We start from the raw sequence: 15,487 nt of genomic DNA, 5'->3' as shown, positions 1-15,487 counted from the left end.
GGCGCCCGGCCAACATTTAGAGAGCCCTCTCAAGTCCAGGGTTTGTCTCGACCGGTTTGTCCTCATGGCGACACGGCGGCTGCGCACAATCTGCGCCGGTTACGTACGATTACCGGAGGCAAACCCTATGCGACGCACTACACGTCCAACCCGCGCGCTGCGCCCCTTGCTGGCAGGTATCGCCCTGCTGCCCCTGGCCCTGACGGCCCATTCAGCCGGCTACCGCTTCGGCACCCAGAGCGCCGCCGCCGAAGGCACCGCCAACGCGAACGCGGCTGAGGCCACCGACGCCAGCACGCTGTTCGCCAACCCCGCCGGCCTCACACGCCTGACGGGCTGGAACTTGTCCGGCGTCGTGGACTACGTCGACCCCAAGACCCGCTTCACCGACCAGGGCTCCTATATCTCCCTGCCCGGCTCCGGTCTGGCGCCGCGCTCGACGGGCACCGTCGGCGACACGATGAGCTTTGCCAAGGCCGCGGTCGTGCCCCATCTCTATGCCGCCTACAAGGCCTCCGACACGCTGGCCTACGGCCTCGGCGTCTTCGTGCCCTGGGGCACCAAGCTCGACTACCGAGCTGACTGGGGTGGCCGCTACAACCTGCAAAAGGTCGAGCTGAAGTCCATCTCGATCAACCCCAACGTCGCCTGGAAGACCTCGCCCGAGCTGTCGCTCGCGGCCGGCCTGAACATCCAGTACATGGAAGGCAAGCTGCGCCGCGCTGTGCCCTACGCCTCCGTCTACGCCGCCGGCCTGCTCAACGCCGCCCACCAAGCGGCCGCCGCTGGCGCGCCGGGCCTCGCGCTGCAACTGCAGCAGCAGGCCGCCACGGTCTTCGGCAACCCGGCCTATGACGGCTCCATCGCCGTCGAGGGCAAGGACTGGGGCCTGGGCTTCAACCTCGCCCTGCTGTGGGAGCCCGCTGCCGGCACGCGCATGGGCCTGAGCTACCGCAGCAGCGTCAGCCACAAGCTCAAGGGCAGCGCCGACTGGACCCAGCCCACCAACCTGCCCGCCGAAGTGCTGGCCGCCATCACCGCCAAACCCTACAACGGCGTCTCGGCCCTGGACCACAACGACTCCGACGTCAGCCTCTCGGTGCGCACGCCCGAGTCGCTGTCCATCCACGGCTTCCAGCAGCTGACGCCGACCATCGCCGTGATGGGCGACTTCACTTTCACGCGCGACTCCCGCCTGAAACAGCTGCGCATCGATTTCGCGAACAGCACGGCCGACTCCACCACCGCCGAGCACTGGAAGGACAGCACCAAGGTCTCGGTCGGCGCCCAATGGCAGGCCCTGCCTGCGCTGCTGCTGCGGGCTGGCTACAGCAAGGACATGTCGCCCGTGCCCTCGGCGACGCGCAGCCCGGCCCTGCCCGATGCCCACCGCACCTGGCTCGCCCTCGGCGCCAACCTTGCCCTGATGGACAACGCCAGCATCGATTTCTCCATCGGCAAGGTGAAGCTCAAGGACGCGGCGATGAACGCGACCGACGACGGCGACGGCGAGCAGCCCTGCAACTGCGCCTACTCGACCGCACGCGGCAACTACGCCTCCAAGGCCACCATCTTCGGTGTCCAGTTCAACTACAAGTTCTGAGGAGGCGACACATCATGGATCGCCGCAGTTTTCTCCGCCGCAGCGCCGCGCAAGCCGGCGCCCTGATCACCGCCTCCACCGCCCTGTCCAGCCTCGTCGGCTGCGGCGGCGGTGGCGATGCGGGCGCGCCCATCGAGCCCTTGCCCGCCACCTTCCCAGGCAGCAGCACACCGCTGCCGACGACGGCCGCCGCGAGTGGCACGTTCAAGTTCCCGCAATCGGTGGCCTCGGGCGACCCCAAGCCCGACGGCGCCGTGCTGTGGGCCCGCGTCGTGCCCAGCAGCGCCGATGACGTAACCAGCGCCACGGGTGGCGGCAGCTACAACGTGACACTGAAGATCAGCAGCGCCGCCGGCAATGCCGCCCTGCTCGGCACGACCTCGACACTGGCGGGCACGGCCGACGCTACCGCCGACGTGCCGGTCTACGAGTTCTACGACCACACGCTGCGCCACCGCATCAGCGGCCTGCAGCCGGCCACCGTCTACTACTACCAGTTCACTGCCGGCAGCAGCGTGTCGCGCATCGGCCGCTTCAAGACGGCGCCCGCGGCTGACACCGATATCAGCGCGCTGAACTTTGCCTTCGTTTCCTGCCAGGACTGGAACGTGAACCACTGGGCCGGCATGGACATGCTGGCCACGGAAAACATCGATTTCATCGTCCACCTGGGCGACTACATCTACGAGGCCGTCGGCGCCGACTACCAGGCCGGTGGCGTCGAGAGCGCGCACGCCGCGCTGACCCTGCCCAACGGCACAGCCCTGCCCACCGGAGGCAAGTACGCGACGACGCTGGGCGACTACCGCTACCTCTACAAGCGCTACCGCACCGACCGCCGCCTGCAGAACCTGCACGAGCGCTTCGCCTTCGTGGCCGTCTGGGATGACCACGAGTTCAGCGACGACTGCTGGCAGGACCGCGAGACCTACGACAACGGCACGTTCAACGCGACGACGCAAGTCGGCGACAACGCGGCCCAGACCTCGCGCCGCCTCGCGGCCAACCAAGCCTGGTTCGAGAACATGCCGGCCGACATCAGCTTCACGCTGGACCCGGGCCAGGGCATCACCGGCATCCGCATCTATCGCGACCTGAAGTTCGGCAAGCTGATGCACCTGGTCATGACCGACCAGCGCCTGTACCGCGCCGACCACCTGATCCCCGAGGCCGCGCCCAGCCCGCTGACCGGCCAGGCCGTCGGCAGCATCGGCGCGCGCTACATGGTGCCGCAGGCGACGCTCGCCGGCGTCGAGGCCGCCAAGCTGGCCGCCGGCGCGTCGCTGCCCGACCCGCTGGCCCTCGTCAGTGTGCTGGGCGGCGCGCAGCGCCAGTGGTGGGTGCAGACGATGGCGGCGTCCACCGCGCTGTGGAAGATCTGGGGCAACGAGGTTTCGCTGCTGCGCATGGGCATGGACGGCAACAAGATCCCCAGTGCGCCGGCAGCCTTCAAGGCCAAGTTCGTGCTGAATGCCGACCAGTGGGACGGCTTCAACGCCGAGCGCAAATACCTGATGGGCCAACTGCTGAGCAAGGGCGTGAAGAACGTCGTGGCCGTCACCGGCGACATCCACGCCTTCTACGCCGGCGTCGTCATGGCCGACTACGACGCCGCCACGCAGGTGCCGGCGATGGTCGACCTCGTCACGGCAGGCGTGTCCAGCAATTCCAACTTCAGCTATTTCTACACCGCGGCCCTGCAGCCGTCGTTTGCGGCACTGAAGCCGCTGGTGGCGACGAGCGAGTTCGAGGCCGAGGCCATCGCCATCCAGATGCTGAGCGTGGCCATCGCGATCGGCGCCGGGGTGACGGACCTGAGCAACACCGCGGCCATCCAGGCCGCCGTGCAAGGTGCCATCCTGGCGGGCCTGGTGCCGGCGGCGGCCTTCGCGCCGACGGCCTCGCTGTCGCGAGCCATCGTCAACACCTTTGACGAAACCCAGGTGGGCACGATGGGCACGCTGATCTCGGGCCTGATCACGAGCATGGCCGTGGCCGGCAAGTCGGTGGCCGCAATGACGCTGTATGGGCTGATCCAGCAGAAGCTGGCGGCGGCCCTGGGCATCCCGGCCAACTTCGTGCCGGCGTCCGAGATCGTCAAGCGCCTGAATCCGTTTGCAGACCCGACGACGGCCGTTGCGCCGCCCGTCAACAACCCCTGGATCAAGCATGTCGACAGCGACGCCCAGGGCTATGCCGTCGTGTCACTCAGCAAGACCGAGTTGATCTGCACGTTCAAGAAGATGGCACGCCAGGTCGGCGGCACGGCGCCGGCGTCGCCGGTGGCCGCCGTCAGGACGGTTCGCGTCGCCGCTGGCGTGACGGATGTGAGCGTGATGGCCGGACTCTGACGCGGCCGTCCGCACGAATCAGAACGCCCGGCAATGCCGGGCGTTTTCTTTTGCCGCGCCACGCAGCTGGGCACCTGTGAGGCGTGCTTAGACTCCCGCATGCCTCTCTACCGCGTTCTGGTCATCGGCGGCTACGGCTTCTTCGGGCGCCGTCTCGTTGAACGGCTGGCCCGCAGCCCCGGCCTGCACCTCATCGTGGCGGGTCGGTCCGCCGCACAAGGCCTGGCCCTGGTGGATGCGCTGCGCGGGGCGGCGCGCGCGCAACTGAGCTGCGCCACGCTCGATGCGGATGCACCGGCTTTCGCCGACGACCTCAAAGCGCTGGCGCCTGACATCACCGTGCACACCTCGGGCCCGTTCCAGGGCCAGCGGTATCACGTCGCTCAAGCCTGCATGGCCGCTGGCGCGCACTACATCGATCTGGCTGACGGCCGGGATTTCGTGGTCGGCATCAGCAGTCTGAACCAGGCCGCGCTGGACCGTGGACTGAGCATCATCAGCGGCGCGAGTTCCGTGCCTGCCCTGTCCGATGCAGCAGCTCGCCATCTGGCGCAGGGACTCACCCGCGTCGACCACATCGACATCGGCATCAGCCCGGGCAACCGTACCGAACGAGGCCTGGCCACGGTGCGCGCCATCCTGAGCTACTGCGGCAAGGCCCTGCCGGCCGTGGACCACCGTCCCAGCTTTGGCTGGAGTGGGAGCCGGCGTCACCTTTATCCCGTGCCGGTCGGGAACCGGCTGCTGTCGCCTTGTGACGTGCCTGACCTCGCGCTGCTGCCCAAGCGCCATGCCGGCTGCCCGACGATCAGCTTCGGCGCCGGCCTCGAATTACCGCTCCTGCACCGAGGCATGAACGCCCTGGCGCTGCTGGCCCGGGTCGGCATCGTCAAGGACTGGTCGGCTCATGCGGTGGCCCTGAAGTGGCTCGGCGACCGGTTCAGCGGCCTGGGGTCGAACGCGGGCGCCATGCATGTCTGTGTCAGCGGGGAAACTGCTGAAGGCATCAGGCGCAGTCGCACCTGGCATTTGGTTGCTACTCACGGCGATGGCCCCTTCGTCCCCACGCTGGCCGCTGCGGCGCTGATCCGCAAACTGCAGCACGGCGACGCATCGCTCGCAGGCGCCCAGCCCTGTGTGGGCCTGCTGTCCCTGCAGGACTTCGCACGAGAATCCGAAGGCCTGCACATCGACATGAACGAATCGTCCAGCATCGACGCCCTGAGCCTCTACGAACGCGTGCTGGGCGCCAGCTATTCACAACTGCCAATGGCGGTGCAGCGCTTCCATCGGCTCGCGGGGCACACCGTCTTGAACGGCTGGGTGCGGACACAGGCGCCGAGTTCGCTGCCGGCCCGGCTGCTGGCCTTCTGCCTTGGGACGCCACGCCGTGCCAGCAGCGGCCCGCTCAGCTTCGAGCTCGACGCCAGCGCGGAGGCCGAACGTTGGACGCGCCACTTCCCGACGCGGACCATGACATCACGAATGCGGCTGGTGGCCGGCAAGATCCAGGAGAAGCTCGGGGCTGCCCGGCTGACTTTTGGCTTGAGCGTTGCCGATGGCCGACTGAGGATGGAGCTTGAAGGCCTGCGTTTCATGGGCCTACCGTGCCCGCGATGGCTGATGCCGCAGGTGGTGGCCGAGGAAACCGGCAAGGACGATCAGCTGCACTTCCGCGTCGCCGCCGGCCTGCCGCTGCTGGGCACCGTCGCGGCCTATGACGGCCATCTCGAACTCGGTCCGGCGCAGGCCACTTCATGATCATCGTGTTCGATGCCCAGTGCCTGCTCTGCAACGGCTGGGTGCAGTTCATCCTGCGGCATGACAGCAAGGCCCGCTTGCGCTTTGCTTCCATCCAGGGCGCCGCGGGGCGGCGTCTGCTGGCCGCAGAGGGGCTGGTGCCCGAAGGCCTGCAGACATTGCTGCTCGTCGATGGCCCTCGCGCGTGGCAGCACACGGCAGCCATATTTCGCGTGCTGCATGCGCTGGGCTGGCCCTGGCGCCTGGCCTGGATCGCATGGCTGATCCCGTCCATCGTCCGAGATCCGTTGTACCGCCTGGTCGCCAGGAACCGCTACCGGCTGTTCGGGCGCTCGGCCCTCTGCATCCGCCCGCAGCCTGAGCATGCGGCCAGATTCCTCGACTAAAAAAACGCCCGGCAGTGCTGGGCGTTTTTTCTAGAGCGGTTCGGAACCGCTTATTCGCCCAGGTAGGCGGCGCGCACCTTCGGATCGTTCAGCAACGCTTGGCCCTCGCCCTCCATCGTCACCTCGCCCGACTCCATCACATAGCCGCGGTTGGCCAGTTGCAGCGCGCGGCTGGCGTTCTGCTCGACGAGCAGGATGGTGACGCCCTGCTGGTGGATGTCGTTCACGACCTCGAAGATCTTGTCCACCATGATGGGCGACAGGCCCATGGACGGCTCGTCCAGCAGCAGCACCTTGGGGCGGGCCATCAGCGCGCGGCCCATGGCCAGCATCTGCTGCTCGCCGCCGGACATCGTGCCGGCCAGCTGCTTGGCGCGCTCCTTCAGGCGCGGGAACAGGCCGAAGACCTTGTCCATGTCCGCCTGAATCTCGCCATCCTTGCGGTTGTAGGCGCCCATCTGCAGGTTCTCGGTGATGGTCATGCGCGTGAAGGTGCCACGGCCTTCCGGCACCATGACCAGGCCCTGCTTGGCCAGGTCCCAGGCGCCCTGACCCTTGATGGGCTTGCCGAGGTATTCGACGCTGCCAGCGGCCACCGGCTGCAGGCCGGTGATGGCCTTCAGCGTCGTCGTCTTGCCGGCGCCGTTGGCGCCGATCAGCGACACCAGTTCGCCCTCGCGCACCTCGAAGCTGACGCCCTTGACGGCCTGGATGCCGCCGTAGGCGACCTTCAAGCCAGAAACCTTGAGCAGGGTTGCTGCCATACCTATCACTCCAAATCGTGCGTTGACCAAGCGGCACCCGTGGAACTGGCTTTGCCAGGCCACTGGGTGCGCCCCCTTGAGGGGGAGCGCGAAGCGCTACGGGGGTGGGTCATCCTTAGTGGTTCTTGTGGCCGGCGCCGAGGTAGGCCTCGATCACCTTTTCGTTGCGCTGCACGTCGTAGGGCGTGCCTTCGGCGATCTGCTTGCCGTAGTCCAGCACCGTCACGCGGTCGCACAGGCCCATGACCAGCTTCACGTCGTGCTCGATGAGCAGGATGGTGCGGCCGTCGTTGCGGATGCGGTCGATCAGCTCGCGCAGCACGACCTTCTCGGTCGCGTTCATGCCCGCGGCGGGTTCGTCCAGCGCGATCAGCTGCGGGTCGGTGGCCAGGGCCCGGGCGATCTCCAGGCGGCGCTGGTCGCCATAGCTCAGCGTGCGGGCCTTGTAGTCTGCGTACTTGCCGATGCCGACATAGTCCAGCAGCTCCTGGGCGCGCGCCTTGATGGCGGCCTCCTCGGCCTTGAACTTGGGCGTGCGGAACACCGCGCCGATCAGGCCGGACTTGGTGCGGATGTGGCGGCCAACCATCACGTTCTCGATCGCCGTCATGTCGGCGAAGAGGCGGATGTTCTGGAAGGTGCGCGCGATGCCGGCCTTGGCGACCTGGTGCACGGCCTGCGGCGTGTAGGGCGTGCCGCCGAGCGAGAAGCTGCCGCCGTCCGGCACGTACAGGCCCGTGATGACGTTGAAGAAGGTCGTCTTGCCGGCGCCGTTGGGGCCGATGAGGCCGTACACCTGGCCGCGCTGGATCTGGATGCCGACGTCGGACAGGGCCTGCACGCCGCCGAAGCGCTTGGATGCGCCGCTGACGTTGAGAACGATGTTGTCGTGTTTGCTCATGTTGGTGTCCTCCCTCACTTCGCGGCAGGCGGGGCGACCTTGCCGTGCTCGGGCGCCGGCCACAGGCCGCGCGGGCGGGCCAGCATGATGCCGATCATGGCCAGGGCCACCAGCAGCTGCCGCAGGATGGAGGCGTCGAGGCGACCGTCAGTCATCTGCTGCAGCGGGCCGGCGACGTAGCGCAGCACCTCGGGCAGGGCCGACAGCATCAGCGCGCCGAGGATGACGCCGGGGATGTGGCCTATGCCGCCGAGCACAACCATCGCGACGATCATGACCGACTCCTGCAGGCTGAAGGACTCGGGCGACACGAAGCCCTGGAAGCTCGCGAACATCGCGCCCGACACGCCGCCGAAGGTGGCGCCCATGCCGAAGGCCAGCAGCTTCAGGTTGCGGGTGTTGATGCCCATGGCCTTGGCGGCGATCTCGTCCTCGCGGATGGCCATCCAGGCGCGGCCGATGCGGGAGTTCTCCAGCCGATAGCAGACCACCACGCCCCCCACCACGAGGGCCAGGAAGAGGTAGTAGTACAGCGTCACCGACGGCAGCGTGAAGCCGAACACCTCCCAGGACTTGCCCAGGTCCACGCCGAAGACGTGGAAGGAGTCGATCTGGCCGATGCCGCGCGGGCCGTTGGTGATGTTGACCGGGTACTCCAGGTTGTTCAGGAAGACGCGGATGATTTCGCCGAAGCCCAGCGTGACGATGGCGAGATAGTCGCCGCGCAGCTTCAGCGTTGGCGCCCCCAGCATCACGCCGAAGAAGGCTGCCAGCGCCGCTCCGGCCGGGATGACCAGCCACAGCGGCGAATGCAGGCCCGTCGGGAACGCGGCCTGGATGGCCTCGAAGTTCTCGCTCAGGTGCGGGCTGGACATCAGCGCGAACATGTAGGCGCCGACCGCGTAGAAAGCGACGTAGCCCAGGTCCAGCAGGCCGGCATAGCCAACGACGATGTTCAGCCCCAGCGCCAGCAGCACGTAGAGCAGCGCCAGGTCGATGATGCGGACCGGACCATTGCCGAGCTGCTGTGCGAACAACGGCACAACGAGCAGGCCGATGGCGGCCGCGAGGAAGGTGAAGATTTTCTTGGTGTCCATGTCTTGTCTCCCTTCAGGCGCGATCGGCCACACGCTCGCCGAGCAGGCCCGAGGGGCGCAGCGTCAGCACGAGGATGAGGGCGACGAAGGCGAAGATGTCGGCGTAGTGGCTGCCCAGCACGCCACCGGTCAGGTCGCCCAGGTAGCCCGCGCCGATGGCCTCGATGAGGCCGAGCAGCACGCCGCCCACCACCGCGCCGGCCAGGTTGCCGATGCCGCCCAGCACCGCGGCCGTGAAGGCCTTCAGCCCGGGCATGAAGCCCATGGTGTGCTGCACGGTGCCGTAGTTGGCCGCCCACATCAGGCCGGCCACTGCGGCGAGCGCAGCGCCGATGACGAAGGTGGTGGAGATGATGAAGTCGGGCTTCACGCCCATCAAGCCGGCCACGCGCGGGTTCTCGGCGGTGGCGCGCATCGCGCGGCCCAGCTTGGTGTAGTTCACCAGGTACATCAGGCCGGCCAGGATGCAGACCGTCAGGCCCAGGATCAGGCATTGCGTGACGGTGATGACGGGGCCGCCCAGGTCGAACGGCGTGGTGGGCAGCAGCAGCGGGAAGGGCTTGGGATTCGGCTTCCAGATGATCATCGCCAGCACCTGCAGCAGCAGCGACATGCCCATGGCGGTGATCAGCGGCGCCAGGCGCGGCGCGTTGCGCAGCGGCCGGTAGGCGATCTTCTCGACTGCGTAGTTCAACGTCGCGCAGACGACGATGGCGGCGGCCAGGCCGATCAGCATCAGCAGCCAGCCGGGAATGCCGGAATCCGCCAGCAGCGTGACCAGCGTCCAGCTGACCATGGCGCCCACCATCAGGATCTCGCCGTGGGCGAAATTGATGAGGTTGATGATGCCGTAGACCATCGTGTAGCCCAGGGCGACGAGGGCATACATGCTCCCCAGCACCAGGCCGTTGATGATCTGTTGAATCAGAGTCTCCATGAGGGCTCCAGGAATAATTGTTGGGGCGCAGCATGCGCCAAGCGACCCGGGATAAATCGCAACCCTCGTGCCAATCAAGACGTTTCAAGGGTATTCACCGACGGTATGAAACCCTCGACCGTTTGATCCGTCCCCAGAGGGTGACCCTGGTCAGATTTCACGAGTGTCGACCAGCAAAAACTGGGCGGAAATCCGCACAAACCGCAGCGACTGCGAGCGGTTCTCCGCCAGCATCGAAAAAACTGCTGCAGGCGCTGTCGTGCGCGCCATCGCATGGGCAAACTACACGGCCCCGCCATGGTTGTGACTGCCTCTCTTCGCCCGCGCGCGCTGCGCCTCCTCCGCCTGCTGAGCCGGCCGGGCTTCCATCTCTTCCTGACAGGCTTGCTGATGGTGCTCGGCTTCGTGCTCGCGCACCGCATCAGTGAACGCAGCGGCCGCGAGCAGTTGTCGGCACTCAGCACCGAGCGGCTGGAGCTCTACGCCTCCAACCTCGCTGCCGAGCTGGGCCGACACGCTTCCCTGCCCAGCCTGCTGGCCATCGCGCCCACGCTGCAGGCGCTGATGCAGGCGCCCGAAGATGCGAACGCCCGCCGCGCCGCCAGCCAGATGCTGGCCCGCGTCAATGTGCGCGCCGGCACTCACCAGATCTTCGTCGCCGACGCCAGGGGCCAGGTCTTGTCAGCCAGCGAGGCGTTGGCGCCGCCCGCTCGACTCACCGAAGCGCTGGCGCAGGGTCGCACCCACTTCTTCGCCGCCGACCCGACGACGGGCAGCACCGACTTCTACCTGCTGCACCCGCTGCGCGGGGCCAGCCAGGTGTCATCGGCGGGAGCGGGAGAGATCCCGCTCCGGGGCGTCATCGTCGTGCGCTTCAACCTCGCGCCACTGGAAGCGACGTGGATCGACCTCGGCCTGCGCTCGCAGAACGAACGCATCCTCATCGCTGACGATCAGGACGTCGTCATCATGAGCTCCGTGCAGGCCTGGAAGTACGCCGTGCTGGGCCACGCCGACCCGTCGCGCCGCCAGGCCCTGCAGGCCAGTGCGCGCTACCCGCAGGCCATCGGCCCCAACCTGGACCTGCCGGCTTCGCTGGAGGTGCACCAGGGCCAGCAAGTCAGCCTGCCTTTGCCCGGTGCCAAGCCCATGCTGGCGCAGCAGCGCCAGATCGTGCCGCTGGGCCTGCGCCTGGTGGCTCTGTCGGACCTGACCGAGGTGCGCCAGCGCGCCCAGCTCGCGGCCTGGGGCGGTGCAGCGTTTGGCGCCAGCATCGGCCTGCTCGTGCTCTATCTGTCGTCGCGCCGGCGCGCGCTGCGCCAGCTCACCAAAGCGCAAACGGAGCTGCAGCAGGCCCACGCCCTGCTCGAACAACTGGTGGACAGCCGCACCGCCGAGCTGCGCCAGACCAACGACGCGCTGAAGACCCAGATCGCCCAGCGCCTGCAGACCGAGGGCGAACTGCTGCAGGCCAGCAAGCTCGCCGTGCTGGGCCAGATGTCTGCCGGGCTGTCGCACGAGGTCAACCAGCCGCTGACCGCACTGCGCGCGCTGGCGCGCAACTCGATTCGGCTGTTGGAAGCCGGCCGCCAGGACGCGGTAGCGACCAATCTGCAGCTGATGGACGACATGGTCGAACGCATGAGCCAGATCACGCGCCAGCTGAAGAGTTTTGCCCGCAAGGCCGACGAGCAGGTCACGGGCGCCGTATCGTTGCTGGACTGCGTGCGCAACGCCCTGCTGCTGCTGGAGCACCGCAGCCGCGCGCTGGATGTGCAGGCCGAGATCGAGGTGCCCGCCGGCCTGCGCGTGCGGGCAGAGGCCAACCGGCTGGAGCAGGTGCTGGTCAACCTGTTCGGCAACGCCATTGACGCGATGCAGAACGAGGCCGAGCGCCAACTCCGCGTGCAGGTCATCGCACAGGATGGCGGGCGCCGCGCCCTGATGCGCGTGCAGGACAGCGGTGCCGGTGTCGGCGAGGCAGACCTGCAGCGCCTGTTCGAGCCCTTCTTCACCACCAAGCCCGCTGGCGAAGGCCTGGGACTGGGCCTGGTGATTTCAGCCAAGATCGTGCATGAGTTCGGCGGCACGCTGCGCGCCCAACGCCTGGAGCACGGCATGAGTTTCGAGTTCGACCTTGCCGTCGAAACCTGGGCGGCAGTACCGGAGACGAAAGATGTTTGAAGGCTACAAGGTCGTGTTCGTCGAGGACGACCTGCCGGTGCGGGTCAGCCTCACGCAGACGCTGGAGCTGGAGGGCTTTGCCGTGCAACCTTGCCGCACGGCCGAGGAAGCCCTGCCCCACATCCAGCCCGGCGCACCCATCATCGTCATCACCGACGTGCGCCTGCCCGGCATGGATGGCCGCGCGCTGCTGGCCCATGTGCAGGCCACCGACGCGAGCATTCCCACCATCCTCATCACGGCCCACGGCGACGTGACGATGGCCGTGCAGTCCATGCGTGCCGGCGCCTACGACTTCATCGAAAAGCCCTTCGCGCCCGAGCGCCTGCTGGACGTGGCCCGCCGCGCCCTGGACCTGCGCACGCTGCGCCACTCGGCCGACGAGCTGCGCACGCAGCTGCAGCGCGCCAGCGGCATCGAGGCCGCGCTGCTGGGACAGTCTCCGGCCATGCAGCAGCTGCGCCGCCAGGTGCTGAATCTGGCCGGCACCTCGGCAGATGTGCTGATCGTCGGCGAGACCGGCACCGGCAAGGAGCTGGTGGCGCGCTGCCTGCACGACCAGAGCGCGCGCCGCGACCGCCATTTCGTCGCCATCAACTGCGGCGGCCTGCCCGAGGCGCTGTTCGAGAGCGAATTGTTCGGCCACGAGCCGGGCTCGTTCACGTCAGCCGCCAAGCGCCGCATTGGCAAGATCGAGCATGCCAACGGCGGCACACTGCTGCTGGACGAGATCGAGACCATGCCGATCGCGCTGCAGATCAAGCTGCTGCGCGTGCTGCAGGAGCGACGCATCGAGCGCCTGGGCTCCAACGAGGAGCTGCCGATCAACGTGCGCTTCATCGCCGCCAGCAAGTCGGACCTGCGCGAGCAGGCCGCCAAGAACGAGTTCCGCAGCGACCTTTATTACCGACTCAACATCGCCACGTTGACGCTGCCGCCGCTGCGCGAGCGCCGCGAGGACGTCCCGCTGCTGTTCCAGCACTTTGTCGTGCAAGCCTGTGCGCGCTACGAGCGTGCCGCGCCCGAGTTGACGCCCGAGAAGCTGCGCGAGCTGATGGCCCACGACTGGCCGGGCAATGTGCGCGAGATCCGCAACGCGGCCGACCGCTTCGTGCTTGCGCTTGACGACCTTGACCCCCAGGCCGCGCTGCAGGCCGTGCCGGCGCTCAACCTGGCGCGCCAGATGGACCTGGTCGAGAAGACGCTGATCGAGCAGGCCCTGCGCCGCTGCCACGGCAAGGTGCCCGCCGCCATGGAGCTGCTGGGCACGCCGCGCAAGACGCTGTACGACAAGCTGAACCGGCACGGCATCGTGCTGGACGACTTCCGCTAGCGATACTTCTCGGGATCCGGCGAGTCGGTCGGGTTCGCAATGACGCGGCGGAAGGCCGCACTCATCGGCAGCTTCAGGTTCAGCCCCTGCGACGGCAGCGGCGACTCGAACCAGCGGCGGTAGATCGCGTGGATCTCGCCGCTGCGGTAGAGGCCGGCCAGCACCTCATCCACCAACGCCTTGAACTGCGGATCATTCTTGCGCAGGCCGATGGCATAAGGCTCCACGGTCAGGGCCTGGTCGGAGATGCGGTAGTCGTCCGCGCCAGGGCCCTGCTGGGCCAGCAGCGCGCGCAGCAGCACGTCGTCCATCAGGAAGGCCGAGGCGCGGCCGCTGCGCAGCAGCTGGAAGCCTTCAGGGTCGTCCAGTCCGCCGAGGATGCGGATGCCCAAGCCCTGCTGGTCGTTGGCCTTGGCCAGATGCTGGATGCTGGTCGTGCCGATGGTGGACGCTACGGCCAAGCCGCGCAGGTCGGTCAGGCCCTGCACGCGCTCGGCGGCACGCGTCATCAGCCGAGTCTCGGCGATGAAGATGGTCAGCGAGAAGGCCTGCTGGCGCGCCCGCTCGGCGGTGTGCGTCGTGATGCCGCATTCCAGGTCCAGCGTGCCGTTGATGACCAGCGGCATGCGGGTGGCCGAAGCGACTTCGACGCGACGTACTTCGAGGTCGGGCAACTGCAGCTTGGTCCGCACCGCAGCGACGATGCGGTCGCAGAGCTCGACCGTGTAGCCGGTGGGGCGCAACTGGGCGTCGAGATAGGAGAAAGGCAGGGATGCCGGCCGGTAGCCGATGACGATGACGCCGGTGTCGCGCACCCGCGTGAGCGTCGGCCCGTCGGCCGCGTGTGCAGCCAAGGCGCACAGCGCGAGCAGGGCCGCGCTAAGTCGCTTCATCATCCAGGCGGCGCAGCTCGGCCAGCTTGTCGGCAATGCGCAGTTCCAGCCCGCGCGGCACGGGTTCGTACCAGCGCTGGCCTTCCAGCCCGTCTGGCAGGTATTGCTCGCCGGCCGCATAGCCATTGGGCTCGTCGTGGGCATAGCGATAGGCCTTGCCATAGCCCAATTCCTTCATCAGCCGCGTCGGCGCATTGCGCAGATGCTCGGGCACCGGCCGCGTCTGGTCCTGCTTGATGAAAGCTTTGACCGCGTTGAAGGCCTTGTAGACGGCATTGGATTTGGGCGCGATGGCGAGGTAGACGACCGCCTCGGCCAAGGCCAGCTCGCCCTCGGGCGTGCCCAGGCGCTCGTAAGTGTCAGCCGCATCCAGCGTGATGCGCAGCGCGCGCGGGTCGGCCAGGCCGATGTCCTCGCTGGCCATGCGGATCAGCCTGCGCGCGATGTAGCGGGCGTCGACGCCGCCATCCACCATGCGCACGAACCAGTACAGCGCCGCATCGGGATTGCTGCCACGAACCGACTTGTGCAGGGCGCTGATGACGTCGTAGAACTGGTCGCCACCCTTGTCGTAGCGGCGCAGCTGTTCGCCGAGGGTCCGCTCCAGCAGTGCTTCGTCGATGCGGGCGCCATTGGCGAGCGACGCGGCGGACTCCAGGGCGTTCAGCAGCCGGCGCGCATCGCCGTCAGCGTAGCCAATCAGTCGGTCGGCGGCTTCCTTCGTCGGCGCCTCGACACCGAGCTCCCTGGCGCCACGTTCGATCAGCTCCTGCAGCTCGCTCGCGTCCAGGCTCTTCAGCACCTGCACCTGGGCGCGCGACAGCAGCGCCGAGTTGACTTCGAAGCTGGGGTTCTCGGTCGTCGCGCCGATGAAGGTGAACAGGCCGGACTCGACATGCGGCAGGAAGGCGTCCTGCTGGGCCTTGTTGAAGCGGTGCACCTCGTCAACGAAGACCACCGTACGCCGGCCCTGCTGGGCTGCAATCTGGGCACGGTCCACCGCTTCGCGGATGTCCTTCACGCCACCCAGCACGGCCGAGATGGCGATGAACTGCGCGTCGAAGGCGCCAGCTACCAGGCGCGCCAGCGTCGTCTTGCCGACACCGGGCGGGCCCCACAGGATCATGCTCTGCAGCCGCCCCGCCTCGAAGGCCGCACGCAGCGGCATGCCTGGGCCTAGCAGATGGCGCTGGCCGATGACCTCGTCCAGCGTCTTCGGGCGCAGCCGTTCGGCCAGCGGCGGCGCGGGCGGGTCGGCGTCGAAGAGCGAACCGATG

Annotated in this window: 12 protein-coding genes and 1 pseudogene; 7 read left to right on the top strand and 6 right to left on the bottom strand. The window is 67.8% G+C overall.

Annotation, left to right across the window (positions count from 1 at the left end; all coding sequences use genetic code 11):
- Nucleotides 1-127: 127 nt before the first annotated feature.
- The 5 genes and pseudogenes from ACXJLH_RS00190 to ACXJLH_RS00170 all read left to right on the top strand — a co-directional run bounded on the left by ACXJLH_RS00190 (nucleotide 128) and on the right by ACXJLH_RS00170 (nucleotide 6,101).
- Entirely contained in the window at nucleotides 128-1,603 is a 1,476-nt protein-coding gene (locus tag ACXJLH_RS00190) for an OmpP1/FadL family transporter (RefSeq protein WP_457442103.1), read from the top strand.
- 14 nt (nucleotides 1,604-1,617) lie between these two features.
- Nucleotides 1,618-3,954 carry an alkaline phosphatase D family protein gene (locus ACXJLH_RS00185; RefSeq protein WP_457442102.1) on the top strand — a complete coding sequence of 779 codons (2,337 nt, stop codon included), beginning with the start codon at nucleotides 1,618-1,620 and terminating at the stop codon, nucleotides 3,952-3,954.
- Between the two features lie 99 nt (nucleotides 3,955-4,053).
- Nucleotides 4,054-5,160, top strand: a pseudogene (locus ACXJLH_RS00180) (saccharopine dehydrogenase NADP-binding domain-containing protein); the annotation flags it as partial.
- Nucleotides 5,149-5,715: a DUF4166 domain-containing protein gene (locus ACXJLH_RS00175; protein ID WP_457442419.1), complete on the top strand. Its 567-nt coding sequence runs from the start codon at nucleotides 5,149-5,151 to the stop codon at nucleotides 5,713-5,715. The pseudogene ACXJLH_RS00180 and the gene ACXJLH_RS00175, both read left to right, overlap by 12 nt.
- A complete protein-coding gene (locus ACXJLH_RS00170) occupies nucleotides 5,712-6,101 on the top strand; it encodes a thiol-disulfide oxidoreductase DCC family protein (RefSeq protein WP_457442101.1) in 390 nt (129 codons plus the stop codon). The genes ACXJLH_RS00175 and ACXJLH_RS00170 overlap by 4 nt, the downstream gene beginning before the upstream one ends.
- A gap of 50 nt (nucleotides 6,102-6,151) precedes the next feature.
- On the opposite strand, the gene ACXJLH_RS00165 is transcribed toward ACXJLH_RS00170, so the two are convergent.
- From ACXJLH_RS00165 to ACXJLH_RS00150, 4 genes are all read right to left on the bottom strand, one after another.
- Nucleotides 6,152-6,865 (bottom strand): ABC transporter ATP-binding protein, encoded by a 714-nt coding sequence (locus ACXJLH_RS00165; protein WP_457323587.1) that lies wholly within the window; start codon nucleotides 6,863-6,865, stop codon nucleotides 6,152-6,154.
- Nucleotides 6,866-6,980: 115 nt separating this feature from the next.
- Nucleotides 6,981-7,766, bottom strand: a complete 786-nt coding sequence (locus tag ACXJLH_RS00160) for an ABC transporter ATP-binding protein (RefSeq protein ID WP_056196261.1) — start codon at nucleotides 7,764-7,766, stop codon at nucleotides 6,981-6,983.
- Between the two features lie 14 nt (nucleotides 7,767-7,780).
- Entirely contained in the window at nucleotides 7,781-8,863 is a 1,083-nt protein-coding gene (locus tag ACXJLH_RS00155) for a branched-chain amino acid ABC transporter permease (RefSeq protein WP_056196259.1), read from the bottom strand.
- A 13-nt stretch (nucleotides 8,864-8,876) separates the two neighbouring features.
- A complete protein-coding gene (locus tag ACXJLH_RS00150; protein WP_056196256.1) occupies nucleotides 8,877-9,800 on the bottom strand; it encodes a branched-chain amino acid ABC transporter permease in 924 nt (307 codons plus the stop codon).
- 297 nt (nucleotides 9,801-10,097) lie between these two features.
- Between ACXJLH_RS00150 and ACXJLH_RS00145 the strand changes: the two genes are divergently transcribed.
- Together ACXJLH_RS00145 and ACXJLH_RS00140 are read left to right on the top strand one after the other, a co-directional pair.
- A complete protein-coding gene (locus ACXJLH_RS00145) occupies nucleotides 10,098-11,984 on the top strand; it encodes a sensor histidine kinase (protein WP_457442100.1) in 1,887 nt (628 codons plus the stop codon).
- Complete coding sequence (locus ACXJLH_RS00140; RefSeq protein ID WP_457355155.1) at nucleotides 11,977-13,317, top strand: sigma-54-dependent transcriptional regulator; 1,341 nt, start codon at nucleotides 11,977-11,979, stop codon at nucleotides 13,315-13,317. The genes ACXJLH_RS00145 and ACXJLH_RS00140 overlap by 8 nt, the downstream gene beginning before the upstream one ends.
- On the opposite strand, the gene ACXJLH_RS00135 is transcribed toward ACXJLH_RS00140, so the two are convergent.
- Nucleotides 13,314-14,213, bottom strand: coding sequence for an amino acid ABC transporter substrate-binding protein (locus tag ACXJLH_RS00135; protein ID WP_457394713.1), 900 nt, complete (start codon nucleotides 14,211-14,213; stop codon nucleotides 13,314-13,316). The two genes, ACXJLH_RS00140 and ACXJLH_RS00135, sit on opposite strands and share 4 nt — an antisense overlap.
- On the bottom strand, nucleotides 14,197-15,486 hold the full coding sequence (locus tag ACXJLH_RS00130; protein WP_457442418.1) for a replication-associated recombination protein A: 1,290 nt from the start codon (nucleotides 15,484-15,486) through the stop codon (nucleotides 14,197-14,199). Before ACXJLH_RS00130 ends, ACXJLH_RS00135 begins: the two co-directional genes overlap by 17 nt.
- Nucleotide 15,487 lies beyond the last annotated feature (1 nt).

The sequence above is a fragment of the Roseateles sp. P5_E4 genome (genome assembly GCF_054049255.1).
Note: the sequence above shows the minus strand (reverse complement) of the source record. Positions and strands in the feature narration are given on the sequence as shown.

What these genes read in the sequence shown, in the direction of transcription:
- ACXJLH_RS00190 (WP_457442103.1), top strand. Translation starts at nt 128, where the DNA reads ATGCGACGCACTACACGTCCAACCCGCGCGCTGCGCCCCTTGCTGGCA.
- ACXJLH_RS00185 (WP_457442102.1), top strand. Translation starts at nt 1,618, where the DNA reads ATGGATCGCCGCAGTTTTCTCCGCCGCAGCGCCGCGCAAGCCGGCGCC.
- ACXJLH_RS00175 (WP_457442419.1), top strand. Translation starts at nt 5,149, where the DNA reads ATGAACGAATCGTCCAGCATCGACGCCCTGAGCCTCTACGAACGCGTG.
- ACXJLH_RS00170 (WP_457442101.1), top strand. Translation starts at nt 5,712, where the DNA reads ATGATCATCGTGTTCGATGCCCAGTGCCTGCTCTGCAACGGCTGGGTG.
- ACXJLH_RS00165 (WP_457323587.1), bottom strand. Translation starts at nt 6,865, where the DNA reads ATGGCAGCAACCCTGCTCAAGGTTTCTGGCTTGAAGGTCGCCTACGGC.
- ACXJLH_RS00160 (WP_056196261.1), bottom strand. Translation starts at nt 7,766, where the DNA reads ATGAGCAAACACGACAACATCGTTCTCAACGTCAGCGGCGCATCCAAG.
- ACXJLH_RS00155 (WP_056196259.1), bottom strand. Translation starts at nt 8,863, where the DNA reads ATGGACACCAAGAAAATCTTCACCTTCCTCGCGGCCGCCATCGGCCTG.
- ACXJLH_RS00150 (WP_056196256.1), bottom strand. Translation starts at nt 9,800, where the DNA reads ATGGAGACTCTGATTCAACAGATCATCAACGGCCTGGTGCTGGGGAGC.
- ACXJLH_RS00145 (WP_457442100.1), top strand. Translation starts at nt 10,098, where the DNA reads ATGGTTGTGACTGCCTCTCTTCGCCCGCGCGCGCTGCGCCTCCTCCGC.
- ACXJLH_RS00140 (WP_457355155.1), top strand. Translation starts at nt 11,977, where the DNA reads ATGTTTGAAGGCTACAAGGTCGTGTTCGTCGAGGACGACCTGCCGGTG.
- ACXJLH_RS00135 (WP_457394713.1), bottom strand. Translation starts at nt 14,213, where the DNA reads ATGATGAAGCGACTTAGCGCGGCCCTGCTCGCGCTGTGCGCCTTGGCT.